Below are 18,335 nucleotides of genomic sequence, written 5' to 3' on the forward strand. Positions count from 1 at the left end.
TTTTCATTTTTCATCTGATCATCCTTTTTCATTTTTTGGTTTTTGCTCCCTGAATTTCTTGGGAGTGGAGTAATTAATACAGAATTTTTTAATGTGTTAAATGATTTCTTGGGAGTTTTTTAGAATAAATTTATCTGCCAGGATTCTCAGGTGGTTTAATTCGGTTATTTGTGTGGGGTACATCTGTAGTCCAGTTCTGAAAATTCTATATTTGCCATTTTTTTGGTTGTGGTAGATGACCATGTGTCGTTAGGTTTATTTATGGGCTTGCTTTTCTGGCTCGATATTTAACTGTAGATTAAGGGGTGTATAGTGCGCGCATCAAAGAAATACTTGGCAGACATTTCTGTTCATCAGGCTCTGTTACTGGTTGATCTAACCGAAACAAAAGATCCCGATCACGCCGTCCGATTGCTGCTAAATGAAATCCTCCAGGGACTCGCTGAAAAAGGTTGGCCTCAAGCGCAACTACAAACCGGGCCGAGGATTGTGTCTGCTGAAGAAAATTACGGTCTGCTCGGTTATGACCCCGCAGAGGTTACGCTTGGGAGTGAGCACACCCGTTGGGTCGATGAGTACTCGCTGTTGCGAACACAAACCACCAGCCAGATTCCGGTAGCGCTTCAGCGAGCGGCTCAGGTGCGACAGCCGGGACAGACGATATTGCTGGCAGCGCCAGGTATTACTTTCCGTCGTGATAGTCGGGATCGTTGGCATTGCGCGGAACCGCATCAAATGGATATTTGGGTGCTGGGTGACCCGGAACTGGCAACGCACGAACATCTGTTGCGTTTGGTCGGCGATATTCTTAAGTCTGCCGTTCCCGATAAATCTTGGGTCTACAGTGATAGTCCGCATCACTACACGGAGGGCGGAATCGAAGTAAATGTCTTGAATGACGGGGCTCCGGTTGAGGTGCTGGAGTGCGGTCGTATTGCGAGGTCTTTGCTGGAACGCTTGAACATAGATCCGCTGCATCATGGAGGACTGGCGCTTGGGATGGGGCTGGATCGCCTGACGATGTTGCGAAAAGGCATTCCGGATATCCGCTTGCTGCGTGATCAGAACGTGCGAGTGCAGGCGCAGATGCATGATCTGAATCCATGGACGGCAGTATCTCGTTTGCCGTCGATTGCTCGTGACATTTCGTTGGCGGTAACGCCGGGGCTGAGCGAAGAAGTGTTGACCGAAAAAATGTTGCAGGCGGCCGGCGATTGCTCTGACTGGATCGAGGAGATGCAAGTCAAGGGACGGTGGGCGTTCTCGGATTTGCCCGGGCAGGCAATTGAACGGCTCGGGCTGCTGCCGGGCCAGGAAAATGTGCTTTTGCGCGTAGTGCTGCGTGATTGTTCGCGATCAATCACTACCGCTGAGGCGAACGCCCTGTATGCGGATATTCAGGCGGCGATGCATGAAGGAGCGCCTGGGGCGGGGTACAGAATGGATCTGCCGAAGGCTTGAAACCGAAGTGGGGGCAAGCAAGCTCGCTCCCACTAGGGAGATGCGGTGTGGCTTTATTCGATGAAGGTTACAACGCCATCCTTCAGCGACTGCACCCGAGCCAACGATTCAACGCGATAACCCTGGGCATCCAGTTCCGCACGCCCACCCTGAAACGACTTCTCGATCACAATACCCAAGCCTGCAACGGTCGCGCCGGCCTGTTTGATGATCGAGATCAGCGCTTGCGAAGCCTTACCGTTGGCCAAAAAGTCGTCGATGATCAGCACGCGGTCGCTGCTGGTCAGGTGGCGCGGGGAGATCGCCACGGTGCTTTCGGTCTGCTTGGTGAACGAGTAAACCGTCGCCGACAGCAGGTTCTCAGTCAGGGTCAGGGACTGATGCTTACGGGCAAAAATCACCGGCACGCCAAGGTTCAGGCCGGTCATGATCGCCGGGGCAATGCCCGAGGCTTCGATGGTGACAATCTTGGTGATGCCCGAATCCTTGAACAGCGTGGCGAATTCGTCGCCGATCAGCTTCATCAGGGCCGGGTCGATCTGGTGGTTCAGAAAGGCGTCGACTTTCAGAACCTGGTCGGAAAGCACGATGCCTTCTTCGCGAATTTTCTTGTGCAGTGCTTCCATGAAGCGTTCCTCTTTTGGCGCCTTGTGGCCCCTAAACTCTTATAAAAGTGCTCGATTCTAGCGCTTTAACATCGCGCGTATATCCGCCAATGCGGTATTACCGCGAACCGCTTTGACTTCAACAGGAGTGTCGTCGTTGCCTTCCCAGGCCAAGTCGTCCGGCGGCAGTTCATCGAGGAAACGGCTAGGCGCGCAGTCGATGATCTCGCCGTATTGCTTACGCTTGGCGGCGAAGGTGAACGCCAACGTCTGACGCGCTCGGGTAATCCCGACGTAGGCCAGTCGACGTTCCTCTTCAATGGTGTCGGCTTCGATGCTGGAGCGGTGCGGGAGGATTTCCTCTTCCATGCCCATGATGAACACGTAGGGAAACTCCAGACCCTTGGAGGCGTGCAAGGTCATCATCTGCACGCCTTCGGCGCCGTCTTCCTCTTCCTGCTGACGCTCCAGCATGTCGCGCAGAACGAGTTTGCCGATGGCGTCTTCAACGGTCATCTCGCCTTCTTCGTCTTTCTCCAGCGTGTTCTTCAACGCCTCGATCAGGAACCAGACGTTACCCATGCGGTAATCGGCGGCCTTGTCGCTGGAGCTGTTGGTGCGCAGCCAGTTCTCGTAGTCGATGTCCATGACCATGCTGCGCAGGGCAGAGATCGGGTCTTCGCCGGCGCACTGCTCGCGGACCTTGTCCATGAAACGCTTGAAGCGCGACAGGCGATCGGTGAAGCGCGTGTCCAGATGCTCGCCCAAACCGATTTCGTCAGTGGCGGCGTACATCGAGATTTTTCGCTCGGTGGCGTAGTTGCCCAGCTTCTCCAGCGTGGTCGAACCGATCTCCCGGCGTGGGACGTTGATCACCCGCAGGAAGGCGTTGTCGTCGTCCGGGTTCACGATCAGCCGGAAGTAGGCCATCAGGTCTTTCACTTCCTGACGTCCGAAAAAGCTGTTGCCGCCGGACAGGCGATACGGAATCTGGTGGTGCTGCAGCTTCAGCTCGATCAGCTTGGCCTGGTAGTTGCCGCGATACAGGATCGCAAAATCGCTGTATGGCCGATCCGTGCGCAGGTGCAGGGTCAGCAATTCGACGGCCACGCGTTCGGCTTCGGCGTCTTCGTTGCGGCAACGGATCACGCGGATTTCGTCACCGTGGCCCATCTCACTCCACAGCTGCTTTTCGAATTCGTGCGGGTTATTTGAGATCAGCACGTTGGCGCAGCGCAGGATGCGGCTGGTGGAGCGGTAGTTTTGCTCGAGCATGACCACTTTCAGGGACGGGTAATCGTCCTTGAGCAGCATCAGGTTTTCCGGACGGGCGCCGCGCCAGGCGTAGATCGACTGGTCGTCGTCGCCCACCACGGTGAACTGATTACGCTTGCCGATCAGCAGTTTCACCAGCAAATACTGGCTGGCGTTGGTGTCCTGGTATTCGTCCACCAACAGGTAGCGGACCTTGTTCTGCCATTTTTCCAGGATATCGTCGTGTTCCTGGAACAGTTTGACCGGCAGCAGGATCAGGTCGTCGAAGTCCACCGCGTTGAACGCCTTGAGCGTGCGCTGGTAGTGGGTGTAGACGATGGCGGCGGTCTGTTCCTTGGGGTTGCGGGCGTTTTCCAGGGCTTCAGGCGGCAGGATCAGGTCGTTTTTCCATGAGCCGATCATGTTCTTGATCTCGTCGACGCCGTCGTCGCCCGAGTATTCCTTCTGCATGATGTCGGTCATCAGGGCTTTGACGTCGGTCTCGTCGAAGATCGAGAAGCCCGGTTTGTAGCCCAGCCGCACATGTTCCTTGCGGATGATGTTCAGGCCCAGATTGTGGAAGGTACAGACCGTCAGGCCGCGGCCTTCGCCGCCCTTGAGCAGCGTGCCAACCCGCTCCTTCATCTCCCGCGCGGCCTTGTTGGTAAAGGTCATGGCGACGATGTACTGGGCGCGGATGCCGCAACTCTGGATCAGATGCGCAATTTTGCGGGTGATCACGCTGGTCTTGCCGGAGCCTGCGCCGGCGAGCACCAAAAGAGGGCCGCCGACGTAGTTCACGGCTTCTTGCTGCCGGGGATTGAGTCGGGACATACGAAGTCAGGGAGTCATTAGCGAAATGGGCCGGCATTTTAACAGGCTCAGCGAATTGTGCTGCTCTCTCCGACTTGTGACGCAACACGCTATCTCTATTTGCCGGTTTTGCTACTTTCACGCAGGATGCGCAGTGAATTTGCGTCTAATGTTCGTATTCAATACGCCAAAGTCGTGTTTGATAACCGATGTCATGTTGTCATTGGTTACCTGCGCGGCATAATGCCCGCCGCCTACATCTTTGCAGAGTCTAGGGAGCTAGCTTGTCTACGCCTGTCGAACCCTTGCGTTTGCTGCTACTGGCCGAAGAGCCGGTGTGGGCAGCGTTGTTGCGCGAGTGTCTGGCTCCGATGGGGAGTTCGGCTGTGCTGCTCAGCGCGCCGAGCTGGGAGTCGGTCAGCAACCTGTTCGATGACAACCGCAGCGCGGTGTTGTTGACGATTCCTGCTCTCCAGCCAGCACCCGGCCGTTGCAACCTGCCGACTGTGTTGCTGCTCGAACACGAGCCGCTGGCGCCGCCCGACGGTGTGAGCGACTGGCTGGTGCGCAATCTGCTGGATCCCGGCATGTTGCGCCGCTGCCTGCGTCATGTACGTGAGCGCGGCGTGCTGGAAAACACTTTGCAGCGCCTGGCCGAGCAGGACCCGTTGACCGGTATCGCCAACCGTCAGGGTTTCCAGACCTTGCTGGCGGCGCGTCTGGCCGAAAACGACGGTCGCGGCCTGGCCCTCGGTCACCTTGACCTCGACAACTTTCGACACGCCAACGACGCCCTCGGCCACCAGGCCGGCGATCGGTTGATCCTGCAAGTGGTCTCGCGGCTGAAAAGCCAGCTGGAGGCCAGCGATCAACTGGCGCGGCTGGGCAGCGATGAATTCGCCCTGCTGATCGACACCCGCCGCGCCCCTCAGCGTGCCGAATGGATGGCCGAACGCATTACCGAAGCCCTGTCCGAACCCTATTGGGTCGACGGCGAAAGCCTGTTGATCGGTTCCAGCCTCGGCATCGCTCACGCGCGAGCGCAGGCCGGAGCCGACCCGTTGATGTGGCATGCGCACATCGCCATGCAGCAGGCCAAGAGCACTCAGGGCTGCACCTTTCACATCTTCAACGAACGGATCAATCGCAATGCCCGCAGCATCGCCGACCTCGAAAGCGAGCTGCGCCGGGCCTTGCGCCGCGATGAGCTGGAATTGCATTACCAGCCGCGCCTGAACCTTGAGGACGGCCAGATCGTTGGCCTTGAGGCGTTGGTGCGCTGGCGTCATGGCGAACGCGGCTTGTTGCCCCCCAGCGAATTCGTGCCGCTGGCCGAGCAAAGTGGTTTGATCGTGCCGCTGGGTTACTGGGTGATTTCCCGGGCCCTGCGGGACATGCAGGCGTTGCGGGAACGAGGTCTGCCAGCGCTGCACATGGCAATCAACCTGTCGTTCCGGCAGTTTCAGGACAGCCAATTACTGTCGACCCTGAGTCGGCTGATTGCCGAGCGTGGCGTCGAGGCGCAATGGCTGGAATTCGAACTGACCGAAACCGCGGTGATGCGTCGCAGCGATCTGGTCAAACAGACCATGGACGCTCTCGGGCGTTTGGGCGTGCGCTTCTCGCTGGATGATTTCGGCACCGGGTTCTCTTCGTTCGTGCACCTCAACAGCCTGCCGATTGCCTTGTTGAAGGTCGACAAGAGCTTTGTCGGCGGCATGGAAGAACGGGAAGAGAATCGCAAACTGGTTCACGCCATGATCAACCTGGCGCACAACCTGAATCTCGAAGTGGTCGCCGAAGGTGTGGAAACAGCGGAGCAGCTGGATTTGTTGCGCGGGTTTGGTTGCGATCAGGTTCAGGGGTACCTGATCAGCAAGCCGTTGCCGTTGGCGGAGTTGGTGGAGTATTTGACGTTCGGTTCCAGTCAGCAGCCCGCACTGGAAGTCGTGAGCTAAGCACAAACAACTGTGGGTGCTTTTGTGGCGAGGGAGCTTGCTCCCGCTCGGCTGCGAAGCAGTCGCATAGCATTTGGGGCCGCTTCGCGACTCAGCGGGAGCAAGCTCCCTCGCCACAAAGGCCCGCTCCCACAGGGGATCTCAATCTGGCTGGGCGATTTGAAAACTCGCCCCTGACGACGGCTCGCGCCGAATCATCCGTTTCATCTTCCACTCAAACGCCAGCGTCAGGCTCACCGCCGCACACGCCAGCCCCAGCGCCAGACCCCACCAGACCCCCGTTGGCCCCCAGTTCAAATGGAAGGCCATCCACCAGGCGGCCGGTGCGCCGATCAGCCAATAGCAACCCAAACCCACCAGGAACGTGGTCTTGGCATCCTTGAGCCCGCGGATGCAGCCCATGGCGATGGTTTGTGTGCCGTCGAACAGTTCGAACCACGCCGCCACCGCCAGCAGGCTCACGGCCAGGTTGATGACTTCGCGGAACGCCGGGTCGTTGTGGTCCAGGAACAAGCCGATCAACTGATGCGGCAGCAGCCAGAAGACCATCGCGAAGCCAAGCATTGCCGCAGCGCCGAAGGCGATCCCGACCCGTCCGGCCAGCCGCGCATCCAGCAGTTGTCCGGCACCGTAATGCTGACCGATGCGCATGGTGATTGCGTAGGAAAGCCCCGCCGGAATCATGAACGCCACCGAGACGATTTGCAGGGCGATCTGGTGCGCCGCCAGTTGCGTACTGCCCATGGTGCCCATGCACAGCGCAGCGAAGGCAAACAGGCCGACTTCCACCGCATAGGTGCCGCCAATCGGCAGGCCCAGGCGCCACAATTCCTTCAAGTATTGACGGTTGGGCCGCGACAGACCCTGGCGCAACGGATATGCGTCGTAGGCCGGATGCCGACGAATGTGCAGCGCGAGCGCCAGCGCCATGAGATTGGCAACGATCGCCGTGACCAGACCGATGCCCACCAGGCCCATTTTCGGCAGACCGAACATACCGGTGATCAACGCATAGTTGAGCAGGAAGTTGGCCACGGTACCGGCGAGGCTGATGACCATCACCGGCGTCGCCCGGCCGATGGCGCTGGTGAAGCCGCGCAGCGCCATGAAGCTCAGGTAGCCGGGCAGGGCGAACGGCAGGATCAACAGAAACTGGCCAGCCGCCTGAACGTTGGTTTCGGTCTGGCCGAACAGCAGCAACACCGGTTTCAGGTTCCACAGCAGCAAACCTGCCACCAGCGCCATCAACCAGGCCAGCCACAACCCGGCTTGGGTCAGCCGCGCCGCGCCAATGATGTCGCCTGCGCCCTGACGAATCGCCACCAGGGTGCCGACGGCGGCGATCACGCCGATGCAGAAAATCGACACGAATGAATACGTCGCCGCGCCCAGGCCGCCGCCGGCCAGTGCTTCGGGGCTCAGGCGCGCCATCATCAACGTGTCGGTGAGGACCATCAACATGTGCGCCAACTGCGAGGCAATCAACGGCCCCGCCAGCCGCAGGATGGCCCAGAGTTCAATACGCGCTGGATGCTGCATGATCATCACGCTCGATTGTCAGAGAGAACAGGAAGCGTCGATTCTCGGCGCTCTGCGGGGTTTGCACAAAGGGATAAAAAGGATGGGTGGCATGATTAAAACTCATGCGAGAGAGTTTCTGATAAGTTGAAGCAATCACGCTGTAGGAGCTTTCCTGATGTCCCGTCGTCTTCCTCCCTTGTATGCCCTTCGAGCATTCGAAGCGGCGGCGCGGCATAGCTCGTTTACCCGCGCCGCCGAAGAACTGTCGATCACGCAAAGTGCGGTGAGTCGGCATATTCGTACGCTCGAAGAGCATTTTGCCTGTCGGCTGTTTCACCGTAGCGGGCGCAACCTGCAACTGACCGAATCGGCGCGGCTGATCCTGCCTGGCATTCGCGAAGGCTTCACCGCCCTTGAACGGGCCTGCAATACCTTGCGCGCCGAAGACGACATCCTGCGCATGAAAGCCCCGTCGACCCTGACCATGCGTTGGCTGTTGGCGCGGCTCAGTCGTTTTCGGCACCTGCGTCCGGGGAACGAGGTGCAATTGACCAGCGCCTGGATGGACATCGATACAGTGGACTTCAACCACGAACCTTTCGACTGCGCCGTCATTCTCAGCAACGGGCATTTTCCACCGGACTGGGAGGCGACTTTGCTGTTCCCCGAAGAGCTGATTCCGGTGGGCGCGCCGAATCTTCTGAAGGATCAACCGTGGGACGTTGCGCGCCTGGTCAGTACTGAGCTGCTGCACCCGACGCCGGACCGCCGTGACTGGCGCAACTGGCTGGAGCGCATGGGCTTGACCGATCAGGTCTCGCTCAAGGGCGGGCAGGTGTTCGATACGCTGGAGCTGGGCATGATCGCCGCTGCCCGGGGATACGGCGTGTCCATGGGCGATTTGCTGATGGTGGCGGAGGATGTTGCACAGGGACGTCTGAGTTTGCCGTGGCCGACGGCCGTCGCCAGTGGTGAGAATTATTACCTGGTCTGGCCGAAAACCCGCCCCGGCGGAGAGCGTTTGCGCCGTCTCAGCGATTTCCTGCAAGGCGAAGTCCGGGCCATGGAATTACCGGATGTCGAACGCCTTGGCTGAATCGATGGAGTCGCCGCAATGGCGGCCTTGAGCCATATCCCCGTTAACTACTCAAGTATTCAGCTTTGCCGCCGAAAATCTGCTGATGGAACCTTCGTGCAGGTTCCATGTTTTCCCCACAATCAGAAATTTTGCCGAGTGTGCGATGGGGTCAGAATGATCCGGCCACTGGGTCAGGAGCTGTCATGTCTCAACCTCGTGCTCGGATTGCCTCACAGCTGGGTCTTGCGCTTGCCTTGATTCTGGCGATTGTCATCAGCGGCAGCACAGTATTCGCCCTGCGCTCGCTTGACTCGGCCAACCTCGCCACCCGCGAAGAGCATCTGGCCAGTGAGGCGCGCTTGCTTGCCGATCAGTTGAGCACCTTTCACGGCACCTTGCGTGAAAGCACCCAGCGCCTTGCCGGCCTGTTCGAGAAGCGCTTCAGCGCCGGTTTGAGCGTGCATCCGGATGAGCCGGTGGCCGTGGCGGGTGTGCAGACCCCGGGCCTGCACTTGGGCAGTGAAGTGTTGAACAACAACTTCGCAGAGGTCGACGAGTTCAAGCAGATGACCGCAGGCGTCGCGACCGTGTTCGTGCGCAGTGGTGAGGAGTTCATTCGGGTCAGCACGAATGTCACCAAACAAGACGGCAGCCGCGCCATTGGCACTTTGCTCGACCACGCGAACCCGGCTTACGCCCGTTTGATGGCGGGGCAGAGCTACGTGGGTCGAGCGTTGCTTTTCGAACGCTTCTACATGTCGCAGTACACCCCCGTACGTGACAGCAGCGGTAAGATCATTGCCGTGCTGTACGTAGGATTCGATTACACCGACGCGCAGAACGCGCAGTTCGCCAACCTCAAACGCTTCCGCATCGGCCAGACCGGTTCCCTGGCGTTGCTGGATGAACAAGGCAAATGGCTGGTGCCGATTGCCGGTGTACAAGCGCCGGATCAAGCGGTCCCGAGCATCGTCGGTTTGGCCAAGACACCGGGCAAAGGCGACTTCTGGAACGACAAGTCGCAAGACTTTTACAGTGTTGCCGTGCCGTTCGAAGGCGGGCCGTGGTCGGTGGTGGCGAGCATGCCGAAAAGCGAAATCCGCGCCGTGACCTGGAGCGTCGGTATTCAATTGGCGATTGGCAGTCTGCTGGCGATGCTGCTGGCGGTCGGTGCGGCGGTCTGGTTGCTGCGCAGCAAACTGGCGCCACTGGGTGATCTGGTGCGTCAAGCCGAAGCCTTGGGGGCCGGTGATTTGAGTGTTCGCCTGAACGTGTCGAGCAATGATGAGATCGGCCAGCTTGCCCGCGCCTTCAACCAGATGAGCCAGGCCCTGTCGACCATGGTCGAGCACATCCGTAAAGCCTCGGGAGAGGTCAATAGCCGTGCCCAGGCGTTGTCCGGTCTGTCCGGTGGTGCCTATGACGGGATGGAACAGCAGTCCGGCGAAATCACCAGCATGGCCGGCGCCGTGGAAGAATTCAGCGCCACCTCGCTGAACATCGCCGACAACATGGGCAACACCCAGCGTCTGGCGCAGGAAAACGCACAGCAAACTCAGATCGGTCGTACGTCGATGGACGAAGCGTCCTCATCCCTGGAGCAAATCGCCGGCGCGCTGAACAGCACCGCGACGGTGATCAATACCTTGGGGCAGCGCTCTCAGGAAATCGGCGGCATTGTCGGGGTGATTACCGCGATCGCCGAGCAAACCAACCTGCTGGCGCTCAACGCCGCCATCGAAGCCGCCCGCGCCGGTGAACAAGGTCGTGGGTTTGCGGTGGTGGCTGATGAGGTGCGCAACCTGGCTTCACGCACCCGCCAGGCCACTGACGAAATTTCCGGGATGATTCAAAGCATCCAGCAGGAAACCGGCAACGCCATCAGCACCATGGAGCAGGGCAATGTGTTGATGCAGGAAGGTTTGTCGCGCAACGCCAATGTCGCTTCGGCGCTGGCGCGGATCGATGAACAAAGCCGCTCGGCCGGTCAGCAATTCGCCGCCATCACCACCGCGACCCAAGAGCAAAGCAGCACCGCGACCTTGCTCAGCAGCAATCTGCAAAGCATTGCTTTGGCGAACAGTGAGCAGCGCGAAGTGGTGTCGAACCTGGCGGTGACTGCCAAAGAGCTGGAGAAGCTGGCGGCGGATTTGCGGCATGAGGTTGACCGGTTTCGCTGAGTCGCTGCCGAAATCGCCATCGCGAGCAGGCTCGCTCCCACAGTTGATCTCGGGTGTTCACAAACTCTGTGTTCACCTTCGATCCAAATGTGGGAGCGAGCCTGCTCGCGATGGCATTAACTCAATCCCCGATTTGTCCAAATCCAGGGCTCAACTCCTCATGAGATGTCTTTCTTGGCATTTGTACCGATGTCTCGATTTTTATGCTTGCTGAAACGTTTCTTCAAGTCTATAAAATTGGCACAACTCCAAGAAAGGCTGCTGCCATGACTCCACTCAAACTCTTCGTTGCTCTCAGCGCACTGTCCGCTGCTTCCCAGGCCATGGCTTGGGACTACGTCCTGCTCGACACCGACAAAGCTGCCCAGAACTGGCAAATCACCAGCCAGCAACTCGGGGCAAAAACCGACAAACCCTTCAGCGTGACCCTGCGCACTTTGCACGGCGGTCGACAGGAAGGTGTCAGCATCGTCGACATCGATAACGGCACGATGAAGCTCTCGGTGGTGCCCACTCGAGGCATGAACGTCCTACAAGCGTCTGTAGGTGATGTGCGCATGGGCTGGGATTCGCCGGTCAAGGAAGTGGTCAATCCGTCCTTCATCGAGCTCAACGGCCGTGGTGGCCTGGGCTGGCTGGAAGGCTTCAATGAACTGGTCACCCGCTGCGGCTACGAATGGGTCGGCCACCCCGGCATCGACAACGGCGAACTGCTGACTCTGCACGGTCGCGCCGCGAACATCCCGGCGAACAAAGTCACCCTGCACATCGACGAAAAACCGCCGTATGCCATCACTCTGCGCGGCGAGCTGAAAGAGCAGGCGTTCAAGAAAGTCGACTTCTCCGTCGCCACCGAACTGGTCACCGAACCCGGCAGCGTAGTGTTCGCCCTCAACGATACTCTGACCAACAATGGCGACTATCCGAAGGAATACCAGGCGCTGTATCACAGTAACTTCAGTACGCCGTTCCTGGAGCAAGGCGCCCGCTTCGCCGCGCCGGTGAAACAGGTGTCGCCGTTCAACGACAAGGCCAAGGGCGATCTGCCGGACTGGCAAACCTACCGCGCACCGACCAAGGACTACGACGAAACGGTTTACAACGTGGTGCCGTATGCCGATGCCAAGGGCGATACGCTGACCGTGTTGCATAACAAGGCCGGTAGCCTGGGCGTCTCGGTCGGCTTCAATACGCAAACACTGCCCGTCTTCTCCCTGTGGAAAAACACCGATACCCAAGGGCAGGGCTATGTCACGGGGCTGGAACCGGGGACAAGTTTTTCCTACAACCGCCGGTATCAGCGGCCACTGAACCTGGTGCCGACGATTGGGCCGAAGGAACAGAAGCAGTTCCGCATCAACTACAGCTTGCTGGCGGATAAGGCCGCTGTGGATAAGGCGTTGAAGCAGGTGAGCGAGATTCAGGGTGGGCGGGAGACTGAGGTGCGGCAGACGCCGCTGGTTGATCTTACCAAGGGGTGATGTCGACTAGAGCGTTGTCGGTCGATATTGCAGCGCTTCAGCCAAGTGTTCACGGGTGATGCCATCGATTAGCTCAAGGTTCGCCAGGGTGCGAGCGACCTTGAGCAGTCGATGGGCCGCTCGCAGCGACAAGGTCAGCCGTTAATACGCCGTTTCCAGCCAGGTTTGTTCAGCGGTGACGGGAATCGCGCGAGCCCTCCCAAAATGCCCTACCGGGTTTTCAGTGCATTGGCCAAGCGCAGCATGGCCGCTTCGATTTCATAAGCGGTCAGGGACGAGTAACCCAATAACCAGCCTTGTTTCTTCTCCTTGCCGGCGTACAACCGGCTGAGGCCGGAAAGTTGTACGCCCGCGCTGGCTGCTTGGCGGATGGTTTTTTCTTCAGACCAGCCATCGTGCAGCAGGCAGGGGATTTGTAGCCCGCCAGGAGGGCGCAAGGCGGTAACGATGCCGTCCAAGTGCTTGCCGATCGTGTCGAGCATGATGGAGCGGCGTCCGGCATACAGCTTGCGCATCGCCCGGACGTGGGCGTTGTAATGGCCGTCCTCCATAAAGCGCGCCAGGGTCAGTTGCAGGATTTGTGGCGTGTGGCCGTCCATCATGCTGCGCGCGTAGGTGAAGGCTTTGATCAACTCGTGGGGCAGTACCATGTAGCCCATTCGCAACCCAGGGTAGAGGGTCTTGCTGAAGGTGCCGATGTAGAGCGTACGCTGATACTTGTCCAGGCCCTGTACGCAGGCGGTCGGTTGCCCGTCGTAGTGAAACTCGCTGTCGTAGTCATCTTCGATGACCCACTTGCCCTTCTCCGCGGCCCAGTTGATCAGCTCAAGACGACGCTCCAGCGGCAAGGTTGCGCCGGTGGGGTATTGATGAGACGGCGTGACATAAACACAATTGGCGCCGCTGCGGTCGGCGTACAGCAGGTCGGTGCGTATGCCCAGTTCATCGACATCGATGGGCAGGACCTTGGTCTCGGCGGTTTCAAAGGCCTTTTTGGCGCCATAGTAACCCGGGTTTTCCAGCAGGATCGGTTTGCCGGCGTCCACCAGCAACTGCGCGCACAGAAAAAGAGCCTGGCGAGTGCTGCTCAACACCATGATCTGGTCGGGGGAGCATTTGGCCCCGCGTTCGAGGTTCAAGTAGGTGGCAATCGCCTTGCGTAGCGGCTCGGCACCTTGCGGATCGCCGTGCAACAGCACGTTGGCGCGATAGTCCTTCATCACCTGGCGTTGCAGGCGCTCCCAGACATCGGTGGGGAAGGTGCGGGTTTCCGGCAGGCCGGTCGCGAATGCCTTGATCACCTGCTGATCGATAACGCCGCCACTGGCGAAGATCATCCGCCCGCGCTGGCTCAATCCCGCCCCCGGTGCTGCCTGACTGCTTTTGACCTCCTGCGCCTTGATGCGTCGGCGCGCTGCTGCGCCGCGCAATTCGGTGCCCAGCGTTTCGCAGACATAACTGCCAGCCCCCTCGCGCCGCACGATAAAACCGTCGCGGTGCAGTTGCACGTAGGCGTTTTCAACGGTGTCGCGGGCAACCCCGAGTGACTTGGCCAGGACCCGGGTCGCGGGCAGCTTCAAGCCTGGGCCAAGGGCGCCATCGAGGATCAATGCACGCAGTGCGCGCTGAATCCGCTGATGCAGATTCAACAGCTGAAACTCAACATCGTTGAGGCGCATTTTCAGCGTTTCCAGCTCGAACGTTATCGCCATGCGGTCTGCCTGATCTTAATAAATTGGCCTGCAAAGGCAGGCCAGTCTATCCGTAGAATCCGCCCCTCGTCACTGCCTTTGCGCTCGGCGCTCGGTCGAGGCATTGAGCGACTTCATGAAGAATTTTGCCCGCGTGTATGGCTGAGGCAGGGATCAGCAAGCGGTCTGGCAAGTGGTCTGGCCTTCTACGAGAAAGTGTAGGGGAAAAACATGCCATTTCAGCGCTGTAAATCCCCTCACCCCGGGGGCAAACACCTCGTTTTGCAAGGAGCAAAGCAATCATGTCTTCTTCACCATCCCCATCGCCCCTGCGTTTACGCGACCTTCTGCATCCGATTGTCGCCGGGCTGATTTCAGTCATCGTCAACTATGGCGGCACGTTCATCCTGGTCTTTCAGGCCGCCAAAGTGGCCGGGCTCAGCCCCGAGATGACGGCGTCATGGGTATGGTCGGTGTCGATTGGCGTGGGCATTACCGGGCTGTTTCTCAGTTGGGTGAGCCGTGAGCCGATCATTACCGCCTGGTCGACACCCGCCGCGGCTTTTCTGGTTGTCGCGTTGTCCACCACGCCCTACGCCGAGGCGGTGGGTGCGTACATCATTTCGGCCGCCGCCTTCGTGCTGCTGGGTTTGTCCGGTTGCTTCGAAAAAGTCATCCGCCTGATTCCGCCGGGTGTGGCTGCGGGCCTGCTGGCCGGCATCTTGTTGCAGTTCGGTATCGGCGCATTTGGTGGCATGAGTCTTGACCCAATGTTGGTCGGGTTGCTGATTGCCATTTACGTTGTGCTCAAGCGTTTTACCGCCCGCTACGCGGTGGTGGGCATTCTGGTGCTGGGGCTGGCGTTTCTTCTGACGCAGGGCCGTGTGGATCTTTCGGGGTTGGCGCTGCAATTCGCGGCACCGGTATTCACCCGACCTGAGTTCTCGATCAATGGGTTGCTCAGCGTGGCACTGCCGCTGTTTCTGATCACCCTCACCGGCCAGTACATGCCGGGCATGCTGGTGCTGCGCAACGATGGCTTCAGCACCAGCGCTAACCCTATCCTGACTGTCACAGGGCTGGGCTCCCTGCTAATGGCACCCTTCGGTTCTCACGCCTTCAATATCGCGGCCATCACGGCGGCCATCTGCACCGGCAAAGAAGCCTCGGAGGATCCTTCCAAGCGCTGGATCGCCGGGGTTGCCGCGGGACTGTTCTACATCCTTGTAGGGATTTTCGGGGTGACCCTCGCTGCAGTGTTCATGGCGTTACCGGCCACCTTCATTACGACGCTGGCCGGGCTGGCTCTGCTCGGCACTATCGGCGCGAGCCTGGCCAGCGCCATGGCTGACGTCAAAACCCGCGAAGCCTCGCTGATCACCTTTCTGGCGTCCGCCGCGAACATCACCTTGCTGGGGATTGGTGGGGCGTTCTGGGGGGGGCTGATCGGTCTGGCAGCCTACGCCTTACTCAATGGCCGCTTACCGCGTCGCGAGACGGTGGTCATTCCGGCTGCCGACGCTGTTGTGACGACCAAAGGAGCCACCCGCTGATGCTCGATCAATTGGAAGAAACCGTCACCCTGCACGAGCGTCATGGCCGTTACCCACAGGCCACCAGCGTCGAGGACTTTCGCCGCAACCTGGCAGCCGTGCAGCAGCGAATCGCCAATGCCTGTCAGCGGGTCGGACGTGATCCGGCGAGTGTGCGCCTGCTGCCGGTCAGCAAAACCTTTGACGAAGCTCATCTGCGTCTGGCCTATGCTGCCGGCTGCCGGCTACTGGGTGAGAACAAAGTGCAGGAAGCGCAGCGCAAATCACAGGTCATGGCCGATCTGGCCGACTTGCAATGGTCGGTTATCGGCCACCTGCAAACCAACAAGGCCAAGCAGGTAGCGCGTTTTGCCAGTGAGTTTCAGGCGCTGGACAGCTTGCGAGTGGCCGAGGCCCTGGATCGTCGTCTGCACATCGAGGGGCGCCAGCTGGATGTGTTCGTTCAGGTCAATACCTCCGGCGAAGCCAGCAAATACGGCTTGGCGCCCGAAGCCGTCGCGGACTTTTTGAATGCCCTGCCGGCGTTCCCGGCATTACGGGTGCGTGGGTTGATGACACTGGCGCTGTTTTCGGCCGACGTGGTCCGTGTCCGTCCTTGCTTTGTACGGCTGCGCGAACTGCGCGAGCGCTTGCGCCAGCACGCCCCGGCGGGCGTCGGGCTGGAGGAGTTGTCCATGGGCATGTCCGGTGATTTCGAAATCGCCATTGAAGAGGGGGCCACCGTGGTGCGTGTCGGTCAGGCCATCTTCGGTGCACGTGCCATGCCTGATGGCTACTACTGGCCGACCGCGGATGCCCATCCGGGAAGTGATGAGTAGTCGCCGCTGACACTCCCCTTAACATCTTGATCCAGCTCTACAGGAAGCCAATCCGATGTACGACTCAACGCTGACCCTTAAAGCATTCGACGCCGAGCTGTGTGAGGCGATTCATAACGAAGAACATCGTCAGGAAGACCACGTCGAACTGATCGCTTCCGAAAATTACGCCAGCCCTCTGGTGATGAAAATCCAGAGCACCGTGCTCACCAATAAATACGCCGAAGGCTATCCAGGCAAGCGCTACTACAGCGGCTGCGAGTATGTCGATGTGGCCGAGCGCCTCGCCATCGAGCGGGTCAAGGCCCTGTTCAACTGCGACTATGCCAACGTGCAGCCACATGCGGGTGCTCAGGCGAACGCCGCGGTATTCCTGGCGTTGATCAGTCCCGGCGACACGGTGATGGGCATGAACCTGGCCCAAGGTGGTCACCTGACCCACGGTAACCCTTCAAACTTCTCGGGCCGTCATTACAAGATCGTTCCTTATGGCCTTGACCCGGAGACGGGCTTTCTCGACTACGACGAGATGGAGCGTATTGCCTTGGAAACTCGACCGAAGCTGCTGATCGGTGGTTTTTCTGCCTATTCCCGGTACAAAGACTGGGCGCGCATGCGGGCCATTGCCGACAAGGTCGGAGCCATTTTCTGGGTCGACATGGCCCACGTCGCAGGGTTGGTCGCCGCGGGAGAATACCCGGACCCATTGCCGCACGCCCATGTGGTCACCAGCACCACGCACAAGACCCTGCGGGGCCCACGGGGTGGCTTGATTTTGTCCAAGGGGCAAGATGAAGCATTCTACAAAAAGCTCGATTCTGCGGTATTCCCGGGTGTCCAGGGCGGCCCATTGATGCATCAGATCGCCGCCAAGGCCGTCGCTTTCAAGGAAGCACTGAAGCCAGAGTTCAAAACCTATCAGGCCCAGGTGGTGATCAACGCCCGGGCTATGGCGGCGGTGCTGCAAGAGCGGGGTTACAAGATCGTCTCCGGTGGCACCGATAACCACATGATGCTAATCGACCTCTCCGACAGGCCTTATACCGGCAAGGAAGCCGATGCGGCCCTGAGCAATGCCTATATCACCGCTAACAAGAACTCGGTGCCCAACGACCCGCGCTCACCGTTCGTGACCTCCGGGTTGCGCATCGGTACTCCAGCCATCACCACCCGTGGTTTCGGCGTGATCGAATGTGAACAATTGGCGGGCTGGTTGTGCGACGTACTGGACGCCCTGGAAAACGGCGACAGCGAGAGGGTCGGGCACCACGTGCGCGAACAGGTGGTGGAGCTCTGCCGCCGTCATCCTGTCTATCGTTAACCCTGTTGCTCCGGGCTATTACCCGGCTGATGTCATCATTGGGCGAGAAACCAGGCACCTGGGACGAACAAGCGCATCCGATGCCAACCTGTCGAGTCTCTAGCTGGGTGCTGATGGCCGATATTGCAGTGCTTCGGCTATGTGGCTGCGACCGATAGCGTCTACTTGTTCCAGATCCGCCAGGGTACGGGCGACTTTCAGTAGGCGGTGAGCGGCACGAAGCGAAAGGGTTAGTCGCTCGCAGGCGCTTTCCAGCCAGCCTTCATCGGCTTTGGATAGCGCGCAATGCTGGCGCAACCCTGGCAGGTCGAGAAAGGCGTTGGCGCAGCCCTGACGCCGTTGCTGGCGCTCCCGGGCCTGGGCGACCAGGGCAGAAGCGCTGGCCGTGTCGTCACCGGTTTTGATCGGGTTCAGCGCCGTGCTTTCCCGGGCGACGGTTAGATGCAGGTCGATGCGGTCCAGCAAGGGCCCTGACAATTTGTTGCGATAGCGCTGAATCATGTCCGGTGTACAGGAGCAACGGCCGCTCGGCTCGCCAAGATATCCACAGGGGCAGGGATTCATTGTGAGATTTTGTGAGGGAGGCAACTTGAGGGAAATA

The 18,335-nt window shown here is 59.3% G+C and carries 12 protein-coding genes and 2 pseudogenes; 8 read left to right on the plus strand and 6 right to left on the minus strand.

Annotated elements, in window-relative coordinates; translation table 11 throughout:
- The first annotated feature begins 312 nt into the window (after positions 1 to 312).
- Entirely contained in the window at positions 313 to 1,461 is a 1,149-nt protein-coding gene (gene srmL, locus ACZ3HH_RS27260; RefSeq protein ID WP_465809338.1) for a PheS-related mystery ligase SrmL, read from the plus strand.
- A 53-nt stretch (positions 1,462 to 1,514) separates the two neighbouring features.
- Here the strand turns inward: srmL and ACZ3HH_RS27265 are convergent, their stop codons facing one another.
- Both ACZ3HH_RS27265 and rep read right to left on the minus strand, forming a co-directional pair.
- Positions 1,515 to 2,087 (minus strand): xanthine phosphoribosyltransferase, encoded by a 573-nt coding sequence (locus ACZ3HH_RS27265; protein WP_007934646.1) that lies wholly within the window; start codon positions 2,085 to 2,087, stop codon positions 1,515 to 1,517.
- A 57-nt stretch (positions 2,088 to 2,144) separates the two neighbouring features.
- The gene (rep, locus tag ACZ3HH_RS27270; protein ID WP_123360904.1) at positions 2,145 to 4,154 is read right to left on the minus strand and encodes a DNA helicase Rep; all 2,010 of its coding nucleotides are present in this window, start codon (positions 4,152 to 4,154) and stop codon (positions 2,145 to 2,147) included.
- A gap of 263 nt (positions 4,155 to 4,417) precedes the next feature.
- Between rep and ACZ3HH_RS27275 the strand changes: the two genes are divergently transcribed.
- Positions 4,418 to 6,091, plus strand: a complete 1,674-nt coding sequence (locus ACZ3HH_RS27275) for a putative bifunctional diguanylate cyclase/phosphodiesterase (RefSeq protein ID WP_465809340.1) — start codon at positions 4,418 to 4,420, stop codon at positions 6,089 to 6,091.
- 141 nt (positions 6,092 to 6,232) lie between these two features.
- Here the strand turns inward: ACZ3HH_RS27275 and ACZ3HH_RS27280 are convergent, their stop codons facing one another.
- Positions 6,233 to 7,630, minus strand: a complete 1,398-nt coding sequence (locus tag ACZ3HH_RS27280) for a NorM family multidrug efflux MATE transporter (protein WP_465809342.1) — start codon at positions 7,628 to 7,630, stop codon at positions 6,233 to 6,235.
- A 157-nt stretch (positions 7,631 to 7,787) separates the two neighbouring features.
- On the opposite strand from ACZ3HH_RS27280, the gene ACZ3HH_RS27285 reads away from it, so the two are divergent.
- The 3 genes from ACZ3HH_RS27285 (at position 7,788) to ACZ3HH_RS27295 (ending at position 12,351) form a co-directional block, all read left to right on the plus strand.
- Positions 7,788 to 8,708, plus strand: a complete 921-nt coding sequence (locus ACZ3HH_RS27285) for a LysR substrate-binding domain-containing protein (protein WP_465809344.1) — start codon at positions 7,788 to 7,790, stop codon at positions 8,706 to 8,708.
- 185 nt (positions 8,709 to 8,893) lie between these two features.
- Positions 8,894 to 10,870 (plus strand): methyl-accepting chemotaxis protein, encoded by a 1,977-nt coding sequence (locus tag ACZ3HH_RS27290; RefSeq protein WP_465809346.1) that lies wholly within the window; start codon positions 8,894 to 8,896, stop codon positions 10,868 to 10,870.
- A 266-nt stretch (positions 10,871 to 11,136) separates the two neighbouring features.
- Positions 11,137 to 12,351, plus strand: a complete 1,215-nt coding sequence (locus tag ACZ3HH_RS27295; RefSeq protein ID WP_460144128.1) for an aldose 1-epimerase family protein — start codon at positions 11,137 to 11,139, stop codon at positions 12,349 to 12,351.
- Between the two features lie 6 nt (positions 12,352 to 12,357).
- Here ACZ3HH_RS27295 and ACZ3HH_RS27300 read toward each other — a convergent pair.
- Positions 12,358 to 12,528, minus strand: a pseudogene (locus ACZ3HH_RS27300) (magnesium chelatase subunit ChlI family protein); the annotation flags it as partial.
- Positions 12,529 to 12,560: 32 nt separating this feature from the next.
- Entirely contained in the window at positions 12,561 to 14,063 is a 1,503-nt protein-coding gene (gene pdxR, locus ACZ3HH_RS27305; RefSeq protein WP_465809348.1) for a MocR-like pyridoxine biosynthesis transcription factor PdxR, read from the minus strand.
- A 281-nt stretch (positions 14,064 to 14,344) separates the two neighbouring features.
- Between pdxR and ACZ3HH_RS27310 the strand changes: the two genes are divergently transcribed.
- From ACZ3HH_RS27310 to glyA, 3 genes are read left to right on the plus strand one after another with little or no spacing between them, the layout of a single operon-like run.
- Positions 14,345 to 15,595: a benzoate/H(+) symporter BenE family transporter gene (locus ACZ3HH_RS27310; RefSeq protein WP_465809350.1), complete on the plus strand. Its 1,251-nt coding sequence runs from the start codon at positions 14,345 to 14,347 to the stop codon at positions 15,593 to 15,595.
- Positions 15,595 to 16,413: a YggS family pyridoxal phosphate-dependent enzyme gene (locus tag ACZ3HH_RS27315; protein WP_465809352.1), complete on the plus strand. Its 819-nt coding sequence runs from the start codon at positions 15,595 to 15,597 to the stop codon at positions 16,411 to 16,413. The genes ACZ3HH_RS27310 and ACZ3HH_RS27315 overlap by 1 nt, the downstream gene beginning before the upstream one ends.
- Before the next feature lie 55 nt (positions 16,414 to 16,468).
- Positions 16,469 to 17,734: a serine hydroxymethyltransferase gene (glyA, locus tag ACZ3HH_RS27320; protein ID WP_465809354.1), complete on the plus strand. Its 1,266-nt coding sequence runs from the start codon at positions 16,469 to 16,471 to the stop codon at positions 17,732 to 17,734.
- Between the two features lie 99 nt (positions 17,735 to 17,833).
- Here the strand turns inward: glyA and ACZ3HH_RS27325 are convergent.
- A pseudogene (locus tag ACZ3HH_RS27325) lies at positions 17,834 to 18,298 on the minus strand (magnesium chelatase subunit ChlI family protein); the annotation flags it as partial.
- Positions 18,299 to 18,335 lie beyond the last annotated feature (37 nt).

This window comes from Pseudomonas sp. PME37.24/025, assembly GCF_055556615.1.